This is a genomic window from Rubrobacter sp. M3-4, from assembly GCF_059772285.1.
In genome coordinates this window covers 49772-71389 of record NZ_JCBAJP010000007.1, presented here as the reverse complement: position 1 = coordinate 71389, position 21618 = coordinate 49772, and the positions used below count along the sequence as shown (strand labels likewise).

Annotated in this window: 23 protein-coding genes; 16 read left to right on the top strand and 7 right to left on the bottom strand. The window is 67.3% G+C overall.

All coding sequences use genetic code 11. The features are described from left to right. Positions 1 to 46: 46 nt before the first annotated feature. From dhaL to AC6EKW_RS09555, 4 genes are all read left to right on the top strand, one after another. Positions 47 to 676 (top strand): dihydroxyacetone kinase subunit DhaL, encoded by a 630-nt coding sequence (gene dhaL / locus AC6EKW_RS09570; protein ID WP_273887682.1) that lies wholly within the window; start codon positions 47 to 49, stop codon positions 674 to 676. Between the two features lie 2 nt (positions 677 to 678). Next, positions 679 to 1068 carry a dihydroxyacetone kinase phosphoryl donor subunit DhaM gene (gene dhaM, locus AC6EKW_RS09565; protein ID WP_273887681.1) on the top strand — a complete coding sequence of 130 codons (390 nt, stop codon included), beginning with the start codon at positions 679 to 681 and terminating at the stop codon, positions 1066 to 1068. Positions 1069 to 1146: 78 nt separating this feature from the next. Next, positions 1147 to 2811, top strand: a complete 1665-nt coding sequence (glpD, locus tag AC6EKW_RS09560) for a glycerol-3-phosphate dehydrogenase (RefSeq protein WP_498514269.1) — start codon at positions 1147 to 1149, stop codon at positions 2809 to 2811. A gap of 96 nt (positions 2812 to 2907) precedes the next feature. Then, positions 2908 to 3417 carry a ferritin-like domain-containing protein gene (locus tag AC6EKW_RS09555; protein ID WP_498514268.1) on the top strand — a complete coding sequence of 170 codons (510 nt, stop codon included), beginning with the start codon at positions 2908 to 2910 and terminating at the stop codon, positions 3415 to 3417. A gap of 56 nt (positions 3418 to 3473) precedes the next feature. On the opposite strand, the gene AC6EKW_RS09550 is transcribed toward AC6EKW_RS09555, so the two are convergent. Next, positions 3474 to 4076 carry a cyclin-dependent kinase inhibitor 3 family protein gene (locus tag AC6EKW_RS09550; RefSeq protein ID WP_498514267.1) on the bottom strand — a complete coding sequence of 201 codons (603 nt, stop codon included), beginning with the start codon at positions 4074 to 4076 and terminating at the stop codon, positions 3474 to 3476. Positions 4077 to 4123: 47 nt separating this feature from the next. Continuing rightward, positions 4124 to 4669, bottom strand: a complete 546-nt coding sequence (locus AC6EKW_RS09545; RefSeq protein ID WP_498514266.1) for a COG4315 family predicted lipoprotein — start codon at positions 4667 to 4669, stop codon at positions 4124 to 4126. 372 nt (positions 4670 to 5041) lie between these two features. On the opposite strand from AC6EKW_RS09545, the gene AC6EKW_RS09540 reads away from it, so the two are divergent. The 12 genes from AC6EKW_RS09540 (at position 5042) to AC6EKW_RS09485 (ending at position 18057) form a co-directional block, all read left to right on the top strand. Beyond that, entirely contained in the window at positions 5042 to 5245 is a 204-nt protein-coding gene (locus tag AC6EKW_RS09540) for a cold-shock protein (protein ID WP_273842462.1), read from the top strand. A gap of 113 nt (positions 5246 to 5358) precedes the next feature. Next, a complete protein-coding gene (locus AC6EKW_RS09535) occupies positions 5359 to 6240 on the top strand; it encodes a DMT family transporter (protein WP_273887676.1) in 882 nt (293 codons plus the stop codon). Between the two features lie 75 nt (positions 6241 to 6315). Continuing rightward, positions 6316 to 7503: an acyl-CoA dehydrogenase family protein gene (locus AC6EKW_RS09530; RefSeq protein WP_273887675.1), complete on the top strand. Its 1188-nt coding sequence runs from the start codon at positions 6316 to 6318 to the stop codon at positions 7501 to 7503. Positions 7504 to 7513: 10 nt separating this feature from the next. Then, complete coding sequence (locus AC6EKW_RS09525; protein WP_273887673.1) at positions 7514 to 8290, top strand: enoyl-CoA hydratase/isomerase family protein; 777 nt, start codon at positions 7514 to 7516, stop codon at positions 8288 to 8290. Positions 8291 to 8292: 2 nt separating this feature from the next. Beyond that, complete coding sequence (locus AC6EKW_RS09520) at positions 8293 to 9189, top strand: 3-hydroxyacyl-CoA dehydrogenase family protein (RefSeq protein WP_273887672.1); 897 nt, start codon at positions 8293 to 8295, stop codon at positions 9187 to 9189. Between the two features lie 12 nt (positions 9190 to 9201). Beyond that, positions 9202 to 10752, top strand: a complete 1551-nt coding sequence (locus AC6EKW_RS09515) for a long-chain-fatty-acid--CoA ligase (protein WP_498514265.1) — start codon at positions 9202 to 9204, stop codon at positions 10750 to 10752. A 221-nt stretch (positions 10753 to 10973) separates the two neighbouring features. Continuing rightward, a complete protein-coding gene (locus AC6EKW_RS09510; protein ID WP_273887670.1) occupies positions 10974 to 12422 on the top strand; it encodes an FAD-linked oxidase C-terminal domain-containing protein in 1449 nt (482 codons plus the stop codon). Next, the gene (locus AC6EKW_RS09505) at positions 12422 to 13669 is read left to right on the top strand and encodes an FAD-binding oxidoreductase (RefSeq protein ID WP_273887669.1); all 1248 of its coding nucleotides are present in this window, start codon (positions 12422 to 12424) and stop codon (positions 13667 to 13669) included. Before AC6EKW_RS09510 ends, AC6EKW_RS09505 begins: the two co-directional genes overlap by 1 nt. A gap of 160 nt (positions 13670 to 13829) precedes the next feature. After that, on the top strand, positions 13830 to 15131 hold the full coding sequence (gene glcF, locus AC6EKW_RS09500) for a glycolate oxidase subunit GlcF (protein WP_420542043.1): 1302 nt from the start codon (positions 13830 to 13832) through the stop codon (positions 15129 to 15131). 1 nt (position 15132) lies between these two features. Further along, positions 15133 to 16032, top strand: a complete 900-nt coding sequence (locus AC6EKW_RS09495; RefSeq protein ID WP_273887666.1) for an HpcH/HpaI aldolase/citrate lyase family protein — start codon at positions 15133 to 15135, stop codon at positions 16030 to 16032. Between the two features lie 77 nt (positions 16033 to 16109). Next, a complete protein-coding gene (locus AC6EKW_RS09490; protein WP_420542042.1) occupies positions 16110 to 16673 on the top strand; it encodes a thymidine kinase in 564 nt (187 codons plus the stop codon). A gap of 25 nt (positions 16674 to 16698) precedes the next feature. Continuing rightward, complete coding sequence (locus AC6EKW_RS09485; protein WP_273887664.1) at positions 16699 to 18057, top strand: sn-glycerol-1-phosphate dehydrogenase; 1359 nt, start codon at positions 16699 to 16701, stop codon at positions 18055 to 18057. Positions 18058 to 18060: 3 nt separating this feature from the next. Here AC6EKW_RS09485 and purK read toward each other — a convergent pair whose 3' ends face one another. From purK to AC6EKW_RS09460, 5 genes are all read right to left on the bottom strand, one after another. Further along, positions 18061 to 19239, bottom strand: coding sequence for a 5-(carboxyamino)imidazole ribonucleotide synthase (purK, locus tag AC6EKW_RS09480; protein ID WP_273887663.1), 1179 nt, complete (start codon positions 19237 to 19239; stop codon positions 18061 to 18063). Further along, positions 19236 to 19721: a 5-(carboxyamino)imidazole ribonucleotide mutase gene (gene purE / locus AC6EKW_RS09475; protein ID WP_273842486.1), complete on the bottom strand. Its 486-nt coding sequence runs from the start codon at positions 19719 to 19721 to the stop codon at positions 19236 to 19238. The genes purK and purE overlap by 4 nt, the downstream gene beginning before the upstream one ends. Before the next feature lie 131 nt (positions 19722 to 19852). Continuing rightward, positions 19853 to 20269, bottom strand: coding sequence for a (R)-mandelonitrile lyase (locus tag AC6EKW_RS09470; protein ID WP_273887662.1), 417 nt, complete (start codon positions 20267 to 20269; stop codon positions 19853 to 19855). A gap of 195 nt (positions 20270 to 20464) precedes the next feature. Beyond that, positions 20465 to 21070 carry a winged helix-turn-helix domain-containing protein gene (locus AC6EKW_RS09465; RefSeq protein ID WP_273887661.1) on the bottom strand — a complete coding sequence of 202 codons (606 nt, stop codon included), beginning with the start codon at positions 21068 to 21070 and terminating at the stop codon, positions 20465 to 20467. Continuing rightward, complete coding sequence (locus AC6EKW_RS09460) at positions 21049 to 21573, bottom strand: RNA polymerase sigma factor (protein ID WP_420542041.1); 525 nt, start codon at positions 21571 to 21573, stop codon at positions 21049 to 21051. Before AC6EKW_RS09460 ends, AC6EKW_RS09465 begins: the two co-directional genes overlap by 22 nt. Positions 21574 to 21618 lie beyond the last annotated feature (45 nt).

The window sequence follows — 21618 nt, the reverse complement described above, 5'->3', positions numbered from 1 at the left end:
CCCCCTTCTTGTGAGACGTGTATTTTTCTTTCGGGAAGGAGGGCCGTTGAGTTCCGCTGATTCCGTGATCGAGATCGTGAGGGCCATGGCCGCCGCGATGGAGGAGCACCGGCAGGAGCTGACCCGGCTCGACTCCGAGATAGGTGACGGGGACCACGGGACGAACATGCACCGGGGTTTTCAGGCCGCGCTGGAGCGCCTGGAGGGGATGGATGCATCAACGCCCTCCGACGTGCTGAAGGCCGTCTCGATGGCGCTCATCAGCAAGGTGGGTGGTGCCGCGGGCCCGCTCTACGGCACGGCGTTTCTCAGGGCTTCCTCGGCGCTTTCGGGCAAGGAAGAGCCGGATGCTTCGGACGCGGTGGAGGCGATGGAGGCGGCCCTCGCTGGTATCAAGCAGAGGGGCAAGGCCGAGGTCGGCGACAAGACGATGGTCGACGCGCTCGAGCCCGCCGTGGCCGCTGCCAAGAAAGAGGCCGCGTCATCGGGGGACGTGGGTCGGGTGCTCCGGGCTGCGGCCGATGCTGCGGCGGAGGGGGCGGAGTCGACCATCCCGCTCGTGGCCCGGCGTGGAAGGGCGAGTTATCTGGGAGAGCGCGCGGCCGGCCACAAAGATCCGGGAGCAACCTCGACGCATCTTCTGCTGGACGCCGCGGCTCGGGCGCTGGAGGCTTGAGGATGGTCGGGCTCGTGCTCGTCTCCCACAGCCCCGAGATAGCCTCGGGCACGGCGGAGCTCGTGCGGCAGATGGCGGGTGAGGTCGAGGTGAGGCCCGTCGGAGGTGATGCCGAAGGGTCCTTCGGGACCGACCCGGACAGGATAAAGAACGCGATAGAGGAGATGGGATCCGATGAGGTGCTCGTCTTCATGGACCTCGGGAGCGCGGTCCTCTCGGCCGAGACGGTGCTCGAGATGCTCGGGGAGGAACTCAGAGAGCGGGTCCATCTGGTCGATGCTCCGTTCGTCGAGGGGGCATTCGCGGCCGGGGTCACTGCCTCCGCGGGGGCCGATGCCCGGGAGTGCATGGAGGCGGCTCGACAGGCCAGGACGGAGCCCAAGCTGCATTGATCGGGCCGCGTCTCTTCCCGAGGCCGGGTATGGAGCCTGATACGAAGCGATGTCACGCAGCGAGAGGAAGGAGCCGCCATGGCGCGCAAGGTACCGAGTGACATAGAGCAGTATCCCTTCGACCTCATCATCGTCGGGGCCGGGATAAACGGTGCCGGGATCGCTCGCGACGCGGCGATGCGAGGCCTTAGAGTGCTGCTTTTGGACAAGGGGGACATCTCCAACGGGACCACCCAGTGGGCGACGAGGCTCATCCACGGGGGGCTCAGGTACCTGGAGTACTACGAGGTGGCGCTGGTGCGCGAGTCGCTGCACGATCGCGAGATCCTTCTGCGCATAGCCCCGCACCTGGTCAGGCCGCTCGGGTTCATGGTCCCGATCTACGAGCGCTCCAAGCGCGGGCCGCGCATGATCCGACTGGGGATGATCGCCTACGACATCCTCTCCTACGAGAAGAGCATGCCGCGCCACAGGATGTTCGGCAGGGAGGAGGCGCTCGAGCGCGAGCCGGGGCTCAACCCCGATGGTCTGCTCGGTGCCGCCTTCTACTATGACGCGCAGGCCGAGTACGCCGAGCGGCTGGCGGTCGAGAACGCCATCAGCGCGCGGGAGCACGGGGCGATGGTCATCACCTACGCGAAGGTCGAGCGTCTCTTGCGCGAGGGATCCAACGTGGTCGGGGTGGAGTTCTCCGACCTGCTCGACGGTGGCAGGCGCCGCGTCGCCCGTGCCCCTGTCACGGTCAACGTCTCGGGGCCGTGGGTGGACGAGGTCCTGGGCAACCTCTCCCCGAAGCGCATGATCGGCGGCACCAAGGGCAGTCACCTGGTCGTCGACCCGTTCCCCGGGGCGCCCAAGAACGAGGCGCTCTACGTCGAGGCCCGCAGGGACGGGCGTCCCTACTTCATCGTGCCCTGGAACGGGCGCTACCTCATCGGCACGACCGACATCCCCTACGAGGGGGACCTCGACTACGTCTCGGCCGAGGAGTGGGAGATAGAGTACCTGCTCGAAGAGACCAACCACGTCATCCCGCAGGCAGGCCTCACCCGCGAGGACGTACTATACACCTACGCGGGTGTCCGGCCGCTGCCCTACGAGCCCGACGCCGACGCCGGCAGCATCACGAGGAGCCACATCGTCTACGATCACGCCCGGCACGAACCGCGTCTGGAAGGCCTCGTCTCGATCATAGGGGGCAAGCTCACCACCTACCGCAACCTCGGGCGTCAGACGACGGACATGGTCTACAGGAAGCTCGGGCAGAAGCCGCCGAAGAGCGCGACCTCAATCGTTCCCCTGCCCGGCGGCAGGACCGGCGACTTCGAGTCGTTCTCGGAGCGCTTCAAGGCCGAGAGCGGGCTCCTGCCCCAGATCTCCGAGCGGCTGCTCAAGCTCTACGGGGCCCGGGCGTGGGACGTGCTCGAGATGGCCGGGGAAGACCCTTCGCTCAGGGAGCCGCTCGTCACGCCCGCTACCGTACAGAACGGGCTCATCGGTGCCGAGGTTCTCTACGCCTTCGAGCGGGAGATGGCCGAGAAGCTCTCCGACGTGCTCCTCAGGAGGAGCATGGCCGCGCTCGACCGGGAGGCCGGGCTCGACGTAGACGAGGCGGCGGCGAAGGTGGCGGCGAGGCACTTCGGGTGGGACGAGGAGCGTACGGAAGGCGAGGTGAAGGAGTACCGCGATTACATCCGGCGCTACCACCCGAAGGCCCTGCAGGAGCATGCGGGAGGGCGTTGACGTTCCGAGGTGGCACCCCGACCTCCGAGTTTACTCCCGACCGTTTCGGGGAAGTTAGATAACGGTGTTTCAAGAGATCAGAGGAGGTCGGAAAGCATGGAGACTGGACGAGGTGCCCAGGGTATCTTCTCCGAGGAGATGAGCCAGAAGCGGGAGGAGATAATAGAGCTCCTCAAGAAGGCGTACTTCATGGAGCTCGAGACGGTGATGAACTACGTCACCGGCTCCGTCAACCCGGACGGCGTGAGAGCACAGGAGATCAAAGAATCCCTCGAGGAGGACATCCAGGAGGAACTCGGCCACGCCCAGCAGTTCGCCGCCAGGATAAAGGAGCTCTACGGGGTTGTCCCGGGTTCGATGGACTTCAAGCCCGAGCAGAGCTACCTGCAACCCCCAGAGGAACAGACCGACATCGTGAGCATCATAAAGGGCGTCATCGAGGCGGAGACGGGGGCGATAGAGCACTACACGCGCATCATCGAGGAGACCGAGGGCGTCGACCACGTCACCCAGGACATGGTCATCGGCATCCTGCGCGACGAGCAGGAGCACCGCCGGCTCTTCGAGGGGTTCTTGCGCGAGTATCAGGCCGAGGGGCTCGCCTAGGGAAGACGGCGGGGGAGAGAAGAGAGGAGCGCCGGCTTTACGCCGGCGCTCCTTTGCTAGTGTCGTTCCCCCTTCGTCCTCCGCGCGAAGGTATGGACGAACTCCACCTGCGCAGGCGTCTGCAGTGCTCCGGGCCTCGCCCGTCTCACGGCTTCCACGGCGTCCTCCGGGGTGTGGCGTCCCAGCGCGGCGAGGACGCACGCTGCGACCGTCCCGCTCCTCCCGAGCCCGGCGCGGCAGTGTAAGATCGTGTTGTTGCCTTCGTCGAGGTTTCGGACGATCTTCTGCACCAGCGCTCCGAAGCGTTCCGCCTCTGCTTCCTGCGGCACGTCCACGTCCCGGATCGGGAAGCGCTCTATCTTCACCCCGTGGAGCAGGGGGCTTTTCGACAGCTCGGGGACCCCGAAGGCGTGGTACTCGTGATCCTGCATGAGGGAGACGAGCAGTCGCGTATCGTAGACCTCTTTCAGCCTGAGGAGGTCCGCCCGCAGGTTACGGTCCCAGCTCCGACCATCGAGCTCGGGATCCTTGAGCCCGGGGCACATGCACAGCCCGAGGCGGCCGGGCAGGGGGACGTCCGCTTGGCTGAGGAAGTCCACGTGCAGCGGATGCGAACTGGAGGTGTAGGTTTTCCCGCTCTCGTTCTGCTCCCTCTCCATCGGGGTTATCCTACACCGAGAGCCGTGGATGGTCCGGGTGCCCCCGACTAGTAGCTCCCTCCACCGTAGCCTCCCGAGCTCCCACCCTTATTCTCTACCGGGTGCCCGTTCGGAGAGACTGCGTACCACTCTCCGCCGAAGCTCGCAATCCCTTCTCCCCTGACGTCTCCGGTCTTGCCGTCCGGTGCGTAGTAATAGAGTGGGTGCCCGTCGTAGGTGACCTGTTGCACGCCACCTTTCCTGGGGATCGTGCCGAGCCTCTTCGGCTGAACCCCGCGACCCGCGACGGGTTTGCCGTGGATCGTGAGGGGCGGCCAGGTTTCGGCGCAGACACCCGAACAGGCGGACCTGCCGTTTCTGTCAGCGGTGAACAGATAGAGCGTGTGCCCGTTCGGGCCAGCAAGGATCCTGCCCAGCTTCGGATTCGTGACGACCCGGACGGTGGCATTCTGCTGCCCGCCGTTACCTGGTGAGGATGGGGTGCTGCCACCGGATGAGGCCTGGGAGGCGGAGCCTCCGCAGCTGGCGAGCAGCAAGGCCACCGGGATCAGAGCCACCACAAACCAGCCCCTTCCGAACATCTTCCTGGACATCGCGGATCTACCTTCCTCTCGCTCGGCGTGGTTCCCGCCGCACGGTTATACGGCCGTAAGGGCCGGGCGGTTCCGCAAGGGATGGGTGGGGATGAACGGCTTCCCCGCGGACCGGGACTGCTCGGGTGCGAGATGTACGTGCCCGTGAGGCACGTAAAGGAGGTCAGAGCGGGAGCCTGCCGGTGTGCGGGGAGGTAGGAGTTATTTTTGCGTCGTTTTCCTCCGTCGGGTGATCCCGGACGCGCTTTGGGGTATACTCCAAAAGGTAAGTTGCAGGATACGAGGTTGCGTCGGCCCGAAAGTCGACTCTAATCCGGGAGACGGTTCCGGTCACCGCGGTCTCGTAAGAAGAGAAAGGTGGGCTTTAGGTATATGGCCCAAGGTACCGTGAAGTGGTTCAGCGCCGAGAAAGGCTACGGCTTCATCAAGCCCGACGACGGGGGTGAGGATGTCTTCGTGCATCACACCGGCATCGCGGGCTCCGGGTTCAAAAGCCTGGAGGAAGGCGAGCAGGTGAGCTTCGAGACCGAGCAGGGACGCAAGGGCCTGCAGGCGAAGAACGTAACCCGGATCTGAAGCACTAAAACAGCAGCGGAGGCTCGTCCTCCGCGCACGCCGAAGAGAGGGACCCCGGACGGGGTCCCTCTCTTTCGCTTCTGAGAGGGTGAAAGGGGCGTAGAATCCGTCCCGTGAAGGACGCGTCGCACAGGGATTTTCTCTCCGAAGCCTCGCTCCTCGCGGCGGTCTTCTTCCTCGGGACCAATCCGGTTGCGGTCAAGTACGCGATCCTCGAGATCCCTCCCCTCGTCTTCGTCGCGTTGCGCTTCACGCTGGCGGGGCTTCTGCTGTGGACCTTCCGGAAGATCGCCGGGGTTGGGGAGCCGCTCGGCGCGCGCGAGCTTCTCCGGATGGCCGGGGTGGGTGTGGTCGGGGTGGGCCTCAACAACACGCTCTTCACGCTCGGGGTGAGCATGACGAGCGCCTCGGAGACGGCTTTGATCTATGCCACGCCTCCGCTCTGGGGGATGCTGCTCGGGTTTCTGCTCGGGCAGGAGCGACCGACGAAAAGGGGTGTGGCGGGTGTGGCTATCGCCATGGTGGGGGTGACGGTGGTCGTCTCGGGTGGGATGGGCTCCACAGCCCCGTCCTTCGCGGGGGACCTGCTGGTGATGGGAGGAGCCGTGTGCTGGGGGTCGTACACGGTGCTCGGGATGCGACTCCTGCGGCGCCACCCGCCGATCACCGTGGCCGCCTACACGACCCTCTTCGGCGGGCTCGCCACCCTGCCGCTCGGGATCTGGGCGCTCCTCAAGAGCTACGAGATACATCCCGGTGTGGCTGCGGGGACTGCAGCGGCCTACTCCACCTTTCTCGTCGCCGCCTACGGGTTCTTCGCCTGGCAGAGAGGGGTCTTTCGCCTGGGGGCTAACCGGGTTCTCGTCTACCAGTATCTCATCACGCTCATAGGCGTCGTCTCCGGTATCCTCGCCCTCGGGGAGCGCCTCGGGCCCGCGCAGATCCTGGGAGGAGCCGTGATCCTCGCCGGCGTGTTCGCCGCGAGGAAGCAGTAGCCGCCGGAGGTGTGGCCGCCCGCGGAGAAGCTAGAATGCGCGTGGTAGGAACGGAAGCTGGAGGTTTTCCCTGTAATGAGCGAGCGCAGGAAAGGGGGGCGGGGGCCTGATCCCGGCGACTTCCTCGACCTCGACGCGCTCCTCTCCGAGGAGGAGAAGCGCGTGCGCGAGAGGGTGCGGGAGTTCGTGGATCGCAGGATTCGACCCAACATAAACGAGTGGTACGAGCGGGCCGTCTTCCCGCGCGAGCTCGCGCGGGAACTCGGCGAGCTTGGGGTGCTCGGGATGCACCTGGAAGGGTACGGCTGCCCGGGAAGGAGCGCCGTCGAGTACGGGCTCGCGTGCATGGAGCTCGAGGCCGGGGACTCGGGGCTGAGGACCTTCGTCAGCGTGCAGGGGTCGCTCGCGATGAGTGCCATACACAGGTTTGGGAGTGAGGAGCAGAAGAACGGGTGGCTGCCCCGCATGGCCAGGGGCGAAGCCATAGGCTGCTTCGGGCTCACCGAACCCGGCGCCGGGAGCGACCCGGCGAGCATGCAGACGCGGGCGCGCAAGGAAGGGGCCCATTGGATCCTGAACGGGACGAAGCGCTGGATCGGGCTCGGTTCGATCGCCGATGTAGCCGTGGTCTGGGCGAAGACCGACGACGGCATCAGGGGGTTTCTCGTCCCCACCGACACCCCCGGATTCTCCGCGACGAACATCGAGCCCAAGCTCTCGATGCGCGCCTCGGTGCAGTGCGAGCTGCATCTGGAGGAGGTGCGGCTTCCGGAGGATGCGATGCTACCGGGCGTCAAAGGGCTGCGCGGGCCCTTCTCCTGCCTCAACGAGGCCCGTTACGGGATCATCTGGGGTGCGATGGGGGCAGCGCGCGACTGCTACGAGTCGGCGCTCGCCTACGCGAAGGAGAGGGAGCAGTTCGGGAAGCCCATAGCCTCCTTCCAGCTCGTGCAGAAGAAGCTCGTGGACATGATGATCGAGATCCAGAAAGGCACGCTGCTCGCGCTGCACATCGGGCGGATGAAGGACTCGGGGACCCTGAAGCACCAGCAGATCTCCTTCGGCAAGCTGAACAACGTGCGCGCGGCGATAGAGATAGCGCGCGAGGCCCGCACCATCTTCGGCGGGAACGGCGTGACCCTCGACCACCCTCCCCTGAGGCACGCCAGCAACCTGGAGAGCGTGCGCACCTACGAGGGGACCGACGAGGTGCACACCCTCATCCTCGGGGAGGCGATAACCGGAATAGAGGCGTTCAGATAGGGGGTTTGTCTTGGCCTACGAGACCATCCTGACCGAGAACCGCGACGGCGTCGGCGTCGTCACGATAAACCGACCCGAGGTCAGAAACGCGATGAACGCGCAGGTCACCCGGGAGCTGCGCGACGCGCTCGAACGCTTCCGGGAGGACGACGGGATCGGGGCCGTCATCTTCACCGGGGCCGGGGAGAGGGCCTTCGTCGCCGGGGCGGACATCGGCGACCTGAGGGAGAGGACGATGCTCGACGGGATCGCGGCCCCGATGCAGCGGCTCTACGACGAGGTGGAGGAGTTCGAGAAGCCGACCGTCGCGGCGGTCAACGGATACGCCCTGGGTGGGGGGTGCGAGCTCGCGATGGCCTGCGACATCCGGCTCGCCTCGGAGAACGCCCGCTTCGGGTTGCCGGAGACGGGGCTTTCTATCATCCCGGGGGCCGGCGGCACCCAGCGTCTGGCACGCCTGGTCGGGAAGGGAAGGGCGGTCGAGATGATCCTGACCGGACGCATCATCGACGCGGTCGAGGCCCGCGACATCGGGCTCGTCTCGCGGGTCGTGCGCCCGCAGGAGCTGATGGACGCCGCGCTCGAGACCTGCCGCACGATCCTCTCCAAGGGCCCGCTCGCCGTTCGGCTCGCCAAGCTCGCCGTCAAGCACGGCTTCGAGACCGACCAGGGCACCGGGATGCTCATCGAGCGCCTCGCGCAGGCGATCCTGCTCTCCACCGAGGACAAGCTCGAGGGGATGAGCGCCTTTCTGGAGAAGCGCGAGCCGAACTTCAAGGGGAGGTAGGCGTGGCAGGGCCGAACATAGAGAACGTCCGCAGGATACTCGTCGTCGGTTCCGGGGCTATGGGATCCCAGATCGGCATGGTCTGCGCCCTGGCCGGCTACGAGGTCGCCCTGCAGGATATCGAGGAGGAGATGCTCGGGCGGGCGCGGGAAGAGCTCGAGCGGCGCATGGGCCGCAACGTCGAGAAAGGCCGGATGAGCCGCGAAGAGGTCGAGGCGGCCTTCGGTCGGATGACCTTCACCACCGACCTTGAGGGCCCGGCTTCGGAGGCGGACTTCGTCATAGAGGCCGTCGTCGAGCGGCTCGACGTGAAGCGCGAGGTCTTCCGGCGCCTCGACCGGGCGGCGCCCGGGCACGCCGTCCTCGCGACCAACTCCTCGACGATCGTCTCCTCGCGCATCGCCGATGCGACCGGCCGCCCCGAGCTGGTCTGCAACATGCACTTCTTCAACCCGGCGCTGGTGATGCGCTGCGTCGAGGTTGTCAGAAACCCGAAGACCTCCGACGCCACGGTGGAGACCACGGCGGAGCTGGCCCGCCGGGTGGGCAAGGAACCCGTCGTCATAAACAAGGAGGTTCCCGGCTTCGTCGCCAACCGCATCCTGCACGCGATCCGCTCCGAGGCGCTCTGGCTCTACGAGAACGGGGTCGCCTCCTTCGAGGACATAGACACCGCCTGCCGCACCGCGCTCGGGCACCCGATGGGCCCCTTCGAGCTGATGGACCTCACCGGGATAGACGTCGCCTACCACGCGGCCAACTCCCGCTACGAGGAGAGCGGCGACCCGAAGGACAGACCCGCGAAGAGCATCGTCGAGAAGTACGAGCGGGGCGAGCTCGGCCGCAAGAGCGGCAGGGGATGGTACACCTACGATGAGGAGGGGCGCAGAGTCGAATAGGAGGGACCCCTTATGTCGCTCAACCTGACGGTGGTGCTGGACGAGAGCGCGAAGGTGAGGCCGCAGAAGCCCGCACTCGTCCTCGGGGAGGAGAAGGTCACCTACGCCGCTTTGCGCGAGGCGTCGATGCGCTTCGCCGCCGCGCTGTCCTCGCTCGGGATCGAGCCCGGGGACAGGGTCGCGATCATGGTGCCGAACGTCCCCCAGTTCGCCATCGCCTACTACGGCATCCTGCGTGCCGGGGCGGTGGTCGTTCCGCTGAACGTGCTCCTGCAGGGCCCCGAGGTCGCCTACCACCTCGAGGATTCCGGGGCGGAGGCGCTCGTCGCCTGGGATGGGTTCCTGGAGGCGGCTGGAAGGGGATACGAGGAGGCCTCCGGCTGCGGGTACCTGATCGTGGCGGGGGAGAAGGAGGTGGCGTCCGAGGGGGCGCTCGGCTTCGGGGGGCTTCTGGAACAGCACCCGCCGGAGTTCGAGACCGTGCAGACGATGCCCGACGACACGGCGGTCATCATCTACACCAGCGGGACCACCGGTCGGCCGAAAGGGGCCGAGCTCTCCCACTTCAACCTCTTCTACAACGCGGTGTGCAACGCGGACAAGCTCGTGCAGACCAGCGAGGAGGACGCCGGGATCGCCGCGCTCCCGCTCTTTCACATCTTCGGTCAGACCGCGGTCCTGAACACCTTCGTCTACAGCGGGAACACGATCACGATGATCCCGCGCTTCGAGCCCGAGGCGGTGCTCGGGGCGATAGAGCGCGACCGCATCACCATCTTCACCGGGGTGCCCACGATGTACCAGTACCTGCTGCACCACCCGGATGCGGACGCATACGACACCTCCTCGCTCAGGCTCGGGATCTCCGGCGGGGCCTCGATGCCGGTCGAGGTGTTGAGGAGGTTCGAGGAGAAGTTCGGGATCACGATACTCGAGGGCTACGGCCTCTCCGAGACGAGCCCGGTCGTCTGCTTCAACCGCTCCGCCGAAGAGCGCAAGGTCGGCTCCATAGGGCTTCCGATCTGGGGGATCGAAGCGAGGGTCGTGGACGAGGACGACCGCGAGGTGCCCCGCGGCGAGACCGGGGAGCTCGTGGTGCGCGGGCACGCGATCATGAAGGGCTACTACGGGAGGCCAAAGGAGACCGCGGAGGCGATGCGCGGCGGCTGGTTTCACACCGGCGATCTGGCCAGGATGGACGAGGACGGCTACATCTTCATCGTCGACCGCAAAAAGGACATGATCGTGCGCGGCGGATACAACGTCTACCCGCGCGAGGTCGAGGAGGCGATCTACGAGCACCCGGCGGTCGCCGAGGTCGCCGTGGTCGGCGTACCGCACGAGGAGCTCGGCGAGGAGGTCGTCGCCGTGGTCGTCCCGAAGGAGGGGGCGAGGGTGGAAGAGGAGGAGATCATAGCCTTCGCCCGCGAGCGGGTCGCCAGATACAAGTACCCCCGCCGCGTCGTCTTCGTCGAGGAGCTACCCAAGAACGCAACCGGGAAGATACTCAAGCGGGAGCTCGGACCGGAGAGGCTCGGTCCCGAAGTTAGAGGCAGAAGGTGATCGGGTAGGAAAGACGGAGGCCTGACCCGGAGGATCCGGTGGAGAGCCCCTTCCGCCAGGAAGCCTTCACGACGACAACCCTCCGGGCCGGGCCTCCTCGAACCCCCAGAGTACCACTGCATCCCGGCGAGAAGCCATCCTGTTTTCGGGATAGAATTGCTCCAGAGAGAGGCCAGCTCTACGCCGTTCGGCGACGCGAGGAGAAAGGGGATCGCAGGCAGATGGAACGCAGCCGGCTTATAAGGACGATGGAGTCCATCCTGGGGCCGGAGGGGGTGATCCACGAGCGCGAGCAGCTACGCACCTACGAATGCGACGGGTTGATGAACTACCGGGTCATCCCGGATCTGGTCGTCCTGCCCGAGAGCGCCGAGCAGGTGCAAAAGGTGGTGAGGGTGTGCCACGAGGAGGGCATCCCGTTCGTCGCCCGCGGGTCGGGGACCGGGCTCTCGGGCGGGGCGCTGCCGGTGGAGAAGGGCATCCTTATCGTGCTCTCCAGGATGCGACGGATACTCGAGGTCGACCTGGAGAACGAACGCGTCGTCGTCGAGCCCGGGGTGATAAACCTCTGGGTGACGCAGGCCGTCTCGGATGAGGGATACTTCTACGCGCCGGACCCCTCGAGCCAGCTCGTCTCCTCGATCGGGGGGAACTGCTCGGAGAACTCCGGCGGGGTCCACTGCCTGAAGTACGGGTTCACCACCAACCACATAACCGGCGCGGAGGTGGTGCTGCCCGACGGGGAGATGGTCCACCTCGGGGGCGGCAAGGCCCCCGACGAGCCGGGATACGACCTGCTCGGGGCCTTCGTCGGCTCCGAGGGCACTTTAGGGATAGCGACCAAGATCACGCTGCGCGTCGTGCGCCAGCCGGAGGCGATAAGGACCCTGATCGCGGCCTTCGAGGACACCGAGAAGGCGGGAGGGGCGGTCTCGGGGATCATAGGCTCGGGCTGCGTCCCGGCGGGGATAGAGATGATGGACTCTCTGTGCCTGGAGGCGGTCGAGGCCGCCGTGCATCCCAACTACCCGGAGTGCGGGGCGCTGCTCCTGGTCGAGCTCGACGGCCCGGAGGCGGAGGTCGAGAGCCAGTTCGAGCAGGTGAAGAGGATCTGCGAGGAGAACGGCTCCTCAGAGATCCGGGTAGCCAGGGACGACGAGGAGCGGGCGCTCTTCTGGAAGGGGCGCAAGGCGGCCTTCGCGGCGATGGGGCGCATCTCGAACGACTACTACGTGCAGGACGGCGTGATCCCGCGCACCGAGCTTCCGGAGGTGCTGAAGAAGATCTCGGACCTCAGCTCCGAGTACGGCCTCAGGGTGGCGAACGTCTTCCACGCCGGGGACGGCAATCTGCACCCGCTCGTCCTCTACGACGGGGAAGAGCAGGCCGGGAGGGCCGAGGAACTCGCGGGTGAGATCATCCGGGTCTGCCTGGAGCACGGCGGCTCGCTCTCCGGCGAGCACGGGATCGGCGAGGACAAGAAGAAGTACATGCCGGAGATGTTCACCGCCGAGGATCTGGACGTGATGCAGCTTTTGCGCTGCGCCTTCGACCCACACCACCTGTGCAACCCGGGCAAGGTCTTCCCGACCCCGCGGCTCTGCGGCGAGCGTCCCGGCCCCTTCAGGATGCACCCGCTGCAGGAGGCGGGCCTGGCGGAGATGTTCTGATGCAGACGCGCGATCTCTCTCTGGAGCAGCTGCAGAACGTCGTCGGCGGGGAGCACGCGCGCGAGGCCACCCGGCAGGACGCCGTGGATGGGGTGGTCCCATCCTTCGTGGCCAGGCCTGGATCGGTCGAGGAGATCTCGGAGCTGATGCGGGTCGCGAGCGGTGCGGGGGCGGCGGTCGTGCCGCGCGGTGCGGGGACCAAGATGCACCTCGGGAACCCCCCGCACCGGGCCGAGGTCATCGTGGACATGACGAGGATGGATAGGGTGCTCGAGCACGCCGCGGCGGACCAGGTCCTGCGGGTGCAGGCGGGGGTGAAGCTCGACGAGCTGCAGGAAGAGCTCGCCGCCTCGAACCAGATGCTCGCGATAGACCCGCCGGAGCGCGGCGCCACCATCGGCGGCGTCGTCGCGGCGAACGCCTCCGGGCCGCTGCGGCTGCGCTACGGGACGATCCGGGATCTCATCATCGGGATAAGGGTCGTCCTCTCCGACGGGACGGTGGCGAAGGCCGGGGGCAAGGTCGTGAAGAACGTCGCCGGCTACGACCTCTCGAAGCTCTTCACCGGTTCTCTGGGGACGCTGGGGGTGATCGCGGAGGCGAACTTCCGGCTGCACCCGATCCCCGAGGTCGCCCGCACGGTGACGGTGGCGGTGGAGGATGCCGGGGGCGCGGCGGGTGCGGCCCGGGCCGTGGCCAGCTCGCAGATCGTGCCGAGCGCCGTGGAGCTCCTCTGGGACGGTGACCGCCGGGAGATCTCGGTCCTGCTCGAGAGCATCCCCGGCGGCATCGGCGCGAAGGTGGAGACGGCGAGGTTCCTGCTCAGGCCCTTCGGTGAGGTGCGCGAGGAGGAAGGGCGCGTGCTGCCCGAGATGGAGCCCGCGGAGGTCGAGCTCAAGGTGAACGCCCCGCCGGCGGAGCTCTCCGGGGTGATCGAATCGGTCACCGGGGCTGCGGAGAGGCGCGGTCTCGAGGTGAGCCTGCGGGGGCATGCGGCGAGCGGGGTTACCTTCGCCGCCGTCTCCGGCGGGGGAGAGGAGGACATCTCGGACCTCATCGCCGAGCTGCGCGAGATCCGCTCGCGGCGGGGCGGGAGCGTCGTGCTCGCCCGCGCCCCGGTCGGGCTCAAGCGCAGGACCGAGGTGTGGGGGTACGCGGGTGATGCCTTCGAGCTGATGCGCCGCGTCAAGGAGAAGTTCGATCCTCCGGGCACGATGAGCCCGGGACGTTTCGTGGGAGGTATCTAGCGTGACCGAGCGGCACAACGGAGGCGGCACGCCGTCCGAGAAGGCCACGGCCGGCGCCGTCGGGGCAGCAAGCCCGGAAGATCTGGGGCAGGACGTCGGCGGAGCCGGGAGCCTCTCGGCGGAGGCGACCGTCGGAACGGGACGCGGAGAGAGCGGCCGGGTGGTCTTCCCGGCCTTCGACGAGCACCACCCGCCGGATCAGGCCCTCATAGACGACTGCGTCCACTGCGGCTTCTGCCTGCCGACCTGTCCGACGTACGTGCTCTTCGGCGAGGAGATGGACTCGCCGCGCGGCAGGATATACCTGATGAACAAGGGGCTCGAGGGCGAGCCGATGAACGACGAGATGGTTCGGCACTTCGACCTGTGCCTGGGGTGCATGGCGTGCGTAACCGCCTGCCCCTCCGGGGTGCAGTACGACAAGCTCATCGAGGCCACCCGCGGCCAGGTCGAGCGCCGCTACCAGCGCGCGCCGGAGGATCGGGCGTTCCGGGAGATGATCTTCAACCTCTTCCCCTACCCGGAGCGGCTGCGGCTGGTCGCGGCCCCGCTCCGGCTCTACCAGAGGGCCGGTATCAGGAACCTGGTGCGCAGGAGCGGCCTGCTGAAGCTCATGCCCGATCGGCTGCGGACGATGGAGGAGCTTTTGCCCGAGGTCCCTGAGCAGGAGAGGATCCCGGAGGTGACCCCGCCCCTCGGCGAGAAGAGGCGTCGGGTCGGGCTCCTCACCGGGTGCGTGCAGCGGGTCTTCTTCTCGAAGGTGAACGCGGCCACGGTGCGGGTGCTCGCCGCCGAGGGCTGCGAGGTCGTCGCCCCGCCCGATCAGGGCTGCTGCGGCGCGCTCTCGACTCACGCCGGGCGTGAGGAGGAGTCGCTCGAGTTCGCCCGCCGCACGATAGACGTCTTCGAGCGCTACGACCTCGACGAGGTGATCGTCAACGCCGCCGGGTGCGGCTCGACGATGAAGGAGTACGGCTACCTGCTGCGCGACGACCCGGAGTACGCCGCCAGGGCCGAGGCTTTCAGCGCGAAGGTGAGGGACGTCTCGGAGTTCCTCGAGGAGATCGGGCCCGTCGCCGAGCGCCACCCGCTGCCGGTCACGGTCGCCTACCACGACGCCTGCCACCTCGCCCACGCGCAGGGCATCCGCAGCCAGCCCCGCCGGGCGCTCGGGAGGATACCGGGTCTCGAGGTGCGGGAGATAAAGGAGGCGGAGATCTGCTGCGGCTCGGCCGGGATCTACAACATGGTCGAGCCCGGGCCCGCCGCCGAGCTCGGCGAGCGCAAGGCGAAGAACGTGCTGCAGACCGGGGCGCAGCTTCTGGTCACGTCCAACCCGGGCTGCACGCTGCAGATCCGGGCATCCCTGCGCCGGATGGGCCGTGACATTCCGGTCGCCCACCCGACCGAGGTCCTGGACGCCTCCCTCCGGGGCGAACCGGTCGAGACGCTGCTGGGGTGAGATGGGGTTCGTCCGTTCGCTGCTCGCGGTTCCCGCCTCGAACCCGAGGATGATCGAGAAGGCGCTCGCCTCGGAGGCGGATGCCGTCTTCCTCGACCTGGAGGACGCCGTCGCGCCGGGGGAGAAGGAGGCGGCGCGCGGGAACGTCGTGCGGGCCTTCACCGGGATGGACTGGCGGGGAAGGACCCCCACCTTCCGCGTGAACGCGCTCGACACCCGGTGGTTCTACGGGGACGTGATCGAGGTCGTCGAGGGGGCGAGGGTTCCCTGCTCGATCATCGTCCCGAAGGTGGGAAGGGCGGAGGATCTCTACGCACTCGACGTTCTGCTCCGGGGGGTGGAGGCGGGAGCGGGTCTCGAGCCGGGCTTGGTCTCTCTCGAGGCCCAGATAGAGAGCGCCTCGGGGCTCGCCCGGGTGGAGGAGATAGCTTTCTGGGGCGGGCGGCTTGAGGCGCTGCACTTCGGGCCCGGGGACTTCGCGGCGAGCGTCGGGATGCCGGGGGGGAACATCGGGATCGAGGACGCGTGGGACGAGCTCTACCCGGGACACCGCTTCCACCACGCGATGGCGCGCATCGCGACCGCGGCGAGGGCTGGAGGGCTCCGCGTCCTCGACGGCCCCGTCGCCGACTTCCGCGACGAGGAGGCGCTGCGCAGGAGCTGCCGCGTCGCCCGGTCTTTGGGTTACGACGGCAAGTGGTGCATCCATCCCGCGCAGATAGCGACCGTCAACCGCGAGTTCTCGCCCTCGGAGGAGGAGCTCGAGCGTGCCCGCCGCATCGTCGCCGCCTACGAGGAAGCCGGCCGGTCGGGGGTCGGGGCGATAGCCGTCGACGGGCAGATGGTCGACGAGGCCAGCGTGAAGATGGCCCGTCGCACGCTCGAGAGGGCCGGAGAGTAGCCTGCCTGGTGCGGGAGGAGCGCGTCAGGAGGGCCCCGGAGAGGCTCTTCGAAGTTTACGGTCCGCGTCCGGGTTCTCTGACGGTCATAACCGGCTCGATGTTCTCTGGCAAGACGGAGGAGCTGATCCGGCGGGTCAGGCGCGCCCTGTACGCCCGACGCCGGGTGCAGGTCTTCAAGCACGCCCTCGACACTCGCTCGGAGAGAGCGGCCATCCGTTCCCACAACGGCGTGCTGCACGAGGCCCGCGCCGTCGCCTCCAGCGACGAGCTGCTCTCGGCCGTCGAGCCGCAGACCGACCTGGTGGCGATCGAGGAGGTGCAGTTCTTCGACGGGCGGATCGTGGAGGTCTGCCGGAACCTCGCCGACGGCAGCTACGACGTGATCGCCGCGGGGCTGGACATGGACTTCCGCGGCCGGCCCTTCGGTCCGGTCCCGGCCCTGCTCGCCGAAGCGGACGAGGTGGTCAAGCTGCGTGCGATCTGCGCCCGCTGCGGCCGGGAGGCCTCCCGCTCCCAGCGCCTCATAGACGGCCGTCCCGCGCCCGCCACCGCCCCGACCATCCTCGTCGGGGCGCAGGAGAGCTACGAAGCCCGCTGCCGGCACTGTCACGAGGTCCCCGGCGAGCCGCAAGCGCCGTAGAAAATTTCGAGGGGAGGAGTTCCGTTTGGAGGAGAGACTGGATGCCGCGCTCGGGGAGGCTTCCGAGACCGATCGCGTCGTCATAGAAAAAGGAGCCCTGGGACAGGTCGGGGAGGTCTTCGAGGGGTGCTTCGGGGCCGTGCCGGCCGTGATCGTCGCGGACGAGAGGACCTTCGAGGTCGCCGGGGAAGAGGTCGAGAGGAGCCTGAAGGCCGCCGGGTGCACGCTCGCAGGACGCTTCGTCTTCCCGGTGCATCCTCCTCTCTTCCCCGACTCCGAGGGCGTCGGAGATCTCAGAGAGTGGCTCCGGGGCAGGGAGGCGGTGCCGGTCGCGGTCGGGGCCGGGACCATAAACGACATCACCAAGCGCGCCTCCCACGAGTGTGGCCGGCCGTACATGGCGGTGGCGACCGCGGCCTCGGTCGACGGGTACACCTCCTTCGGCGCCACGATAACCGAGGATGGGTACAAGCATACCCTGCCCTGCCCCGCGCCCCGGGCCGTGGTCGCGGATGTTGATGTGCTCGCCGGGGCTCCGGAGCGGATGACCGCCTCCGGCTACGCCGATCTCCTGGGCAAGATCACCTCGGGAGCCGACTGGATCGTCGCCGACGCCCTCGGGGTGGAGGCGATCGATCGGACGAGCTTCGAGATGGTGCAGGGCCCGCTGCGTCGCTGGACCGCTGCGCCCGGCAGGCTGCGTCGGGGGGACGAGGAGGCCGTGGCCGGCCTGATGGAGGGGCTCGTGATGTCCGGGCTCGCGATGCAGCGCTACCGCTCCTCGCGCACCGCCTCCGGCGCCGAGCACCAGTTCAGCCACCTCTGGGAGATGGAGGGGCTCGGGCACGACCAGGACCCGCCGCTCTCGCATGGGTTCAAGGTCGGGGTCGGCACCGTGGCGATCGCCGCCCTCTACGAGAGGATGCTGCTGAAGGATCTCACCGACATCGACGTGGACGGGATCTGCCGCCGCTGGCCGGGGAGGGACGAGGTGGAGCGCCGGGTGAGGGAGGCGCACCCGAACCCCGTGATGGCGCGCGCCGCGGTGGAGGAGTCGCTCGCCAAGCATCCCACGGCCGGCGAGCTGCGCCGGAGGCTCGTGCGCCTCACGCAGGGGTGGGAGGCGCTCAGAGGGCGGCTGCGGGAGCAGCTTCTGCCCCCCGGAGAGCTGCGCAGGCTGCTCGCGGAGGCCGGATGCCCGACGAGCCCGCGGGAGATAGGGCTCGAGTGGGAGAGCTTCCGGCAGACCTATGCGCGGGCGCAGACGATCCGCCGGCGTTATACCGTCCTCGATCTCGCGCTCGAGAGCGGGCTGCTCGAGGAGTGCGTCGAGGAACTCTTCGCCCCGGACGGGTTCTGGGGCGGGAGCTCTGCCTCTCCCTGAGGGTTACCGGACGGGACCCGTCTTCGCTACCTGGCCTTCCCAGATCCCGGCTTCCTCGATCCAGGCGAGGGCCGGATCGACGTCGTCGGCGACGAGGGTGACGTGTCCCATCTTGCGCTTCGGGCGGGACTCGGCCTTGCCGTAGATATGCACCTTCGGCGTCACGCCCCCGCGGCTTCGCATCCCACCTTTCTCGATCAGCCGGATCAGGGGTTCCAGGTGCTCCCCGAGCACGTTGACCATGACGGCGGGGGTGAGCAGGGTGGTCGGGCCGAGCGGCAGATTGCAGATGGCCCTCACGTGCTGCTCGAACTGCGAGGTAACGCACGCCTCTATCGTATAGTGGCCCGAGTTGTGCGGCCGCGGGGCGAGCTCGTTGACGTAGAGTTCGTCGCCGCCGGCCCAGAACATCTCCACCGCGACGAGTCCCGCCACGCCGAGCGACTCGGCCACGCTGAGCGCCATCTCCGTGGCCTTCTCCTGCACCTCCTGCGGCACGCGGGCCGGGACGATCGAGAGGTGCAGGATGTTGTCCACGTGTACGTTCTCCGCCGCCGGGAAGGCCGCCGCTTCCCCGTCCGGGGTGCGGGCGGCGATGACCGAGAGCTCCTTCTCGAAGTCTATGAACTTCTCCAGCACCAGGTCGACCCCCGGGCCAAAGAGTTCGGCGAAGGCGGCTTCGGCCTCGTCCTCCGAGTGGAGTACCCGCTGCCCCTTGCCGTCGTAGCCGCCGGTCGCGGTCTTGAGCACGCAGGGGGTGCCCAGCAGGTCCACCGCATCGAGCAGGTCTTTCTCGCTCTCGACCTGCCGGTAGGGCGCCACCCGCACCCCCGCCTCCTCGACGGCCCGCTTCTCGCGCAGCCGGTGCTGGGTGGTGTGGAGCAGACGGCTCCCCTGGGGTACGTACGACTCCTGCTCGAGCATCCGCGCCACGCCGGAATCCACGTTCTCGAACTCGTAGGTTATGACGTCGGCGGATCTGGCGAGCTCTCTGGCGGCGGCGCGGTCGTCGTAGGCTGCGACGATCTGGGCGGCCGAGACCTGCCCGCACGGGGCATCGGGCGTGGGGTCGAGCGTCACGAAGCGGTAGCCCATGTGCGCCCCCGCGAGCGCCATCATTCGGCCGAGCTGGCCGCCGCCCAGCACGCCTATCGTGCTGCCCGGAAGAACGACCTTCGTCAACCGAGATCACCCCCTTCGATGACGGAGCGACGCATCCTCTCCCGGCGCTCCTCGAGCCTGTGACGGATGTCGGGATCGCTGACGGCCAGGATCTGGGCGGCCAGCAGCCCGGCGTTGGTCGCCCCGGAGCGGCCTATCGCGACGGTCGCGACCGGGACCCCTCCGGGCATCTGGACGATCGAGAGCAGCGAGTCGAGCCCGCTCAGGTTCGAGGACCTCACCGGCACCCCGATCACGGGCAGCACCGTCTTGGAGGCGACCATGCCCGGAAGGTGCGCTGCACCTCCCGCGCCCGCGATGATCACGCCGAGCCCCCTCCCGGCCGCCGTGGAGGCGTACTCGAACATGAGATCGGGCGTCCTGTGCGCCGAGACGACGCGTTTCTCGTAGGAGATTCCGAGTTCGTCGAGCACCTCGCAGGCATGCTTCATCGTCTCCCAGTCCGAGGTGCTGCCCATGATCACACCCACCCGAACGCTCATACCTCTCTTCCTCCGTCAGCAGGGATTCCGGATTTTGGGCCGGGAGACGAGGGATCCCTGGCCTCCCGGCCCAAAGTATAGAGGTTTTCGTGTGCGGACGAAGGGGACGGTGGTGCCTGCGCGTCGGGAGATCAGCCCTCCGTCCGATGGGCCGCGCCGTACTCCTCGTCGGTGACGTGCTCGCCCCAGAAGGCGGCGTTGCCCTCCTCGTCGGTCTGCTGCATCGCCACGTGGGTCATGAAGCGGTCCGGGGCCGCCCCGTGCCAGTGCTCCTCGCCCGGCTCGAAGAAGACGGAGTCTCCGGGCCTTATCACCTCGACCGGACCTCCCCGGCGCTGGCACAGCCCCACGCCCTCGGTGACGTAGATGGTCTGCCCGTTAGGGTGGGTGTGCCACGCCGTGCGGGCCCCCGGGGTGAAGTGGACGACACTCGCCGCCAGGCGCGAGGGCCCAGAGGGCTCGGCGGCGGTGTCCAGGTAGACGTCTCCGGTGAACCACCCGGCCGGTCCCTTGCCGGAGGGCCTCCTTCCGTTTCTCGTGATCTTCATCTCTGCCTCCTCAAGGTGACTCTAGCAGTTCGTGCCCCGCGCTTCACGTCAGCGGTACGTCGTGCGCTCCAGCTCCTCTGGGTAGCGGGCGCCCTGGATCTCGATCCTCGAGGCCGCCTCCTCGATCTCTTTCAGCGTTCTGGCCACGATGCGATGGAGAAGTGTAAGTTCTCACCGTTGTTAAGGCTGTGAGGCTTACTTTTTCTCGTCTTCTTCCGTGTCGTCAGAAGCCCCGAACAGCATCAGTACGAGGTTGACTTCAACTGCCTCCGGTTTGGCACCGGCGGACTGAGATTCCCTGCATCTCTCTTTCGATTCGGACTCGATGGCTAAGGCACGCTTCATCAGCGCGGAGACCTCCCTGGCCAGCTCTAGGGCTCCTTTCTCGTCTAAAACCAAGGTGTCGTGGTTCAACACTGCGTAAGGCTCGTCGAAGCCACCAGCAACCGCGGCCGAGGAGACCACATCTCCGATCCGGGATAGGAAAGAGGCGTGCACTGTCTGCTTGAGCGAACCAGGCAACGCCTTCCAGGCATCCTCGTGGATTATCCACTTGACCGCGGTGTAGTAATGCTCCACCGCACCCCGCTGACGTTTCTCACCCACGAGCCGCAAGAGGCCCAGATCGTGGAGCGTGCGCACGTGGTAGCTGACCGTCCCCAGCGGCTCGCCGAGCTCTGCAGAGAGCTGCTTCGGGCTCGCCTCCCGCCTGTCCAACATCGTCAGCAGCCTGGCACGTAAGGGATGGGCCAGGGCCTTGACAACCCTTGTGTCCGTGATTAGGAGCTCAACGTTTTCCACTCGTTCTCCACCCACATCTCCGCCCGGAGACGCGTGCGTATCCGGTGCAGTTTGGTCTTGACCGTTCCCTCGGGTATACAGAGTGCTTTGCCGATCTCCGACTGCGTCAGCTGCTCTGCGTAGCGTAAGGATAGCAACCTGCGCTCCTCTTGCGAGAGCCGTGCCACGGCTTCTCGAAGATCAACGACCGATACGATAGCCTGAGAAGTATCGAGTTCTTCTCCTCGCTCGCCGCACACCTCCAATGCCACCTCTCCTTTTTCAAGGCGCCGGCGCGACAGTCGTGCACACTCACGCCGCGTGATGGTCATCAGCCAGGGGATCGGGTCCTGCCGGTTGCGGCAGGCGTGTGCGTGCCGTAGTCCTCGCAAGAGTGCCTCCTGCACAGCTTCCTCGGCGTCATGCTGCGAACGCAGTAACCTAATCGCCAGAGCCAAACACCGCCGCCTAGCCTCGCTCCAATCGCATTCGAGTGCTGCGCCAAGCTCCGGATTTCTGATCATTATCCTCTCACCTCCAGTTCGCACCAAATATCTCCTCGACAACCT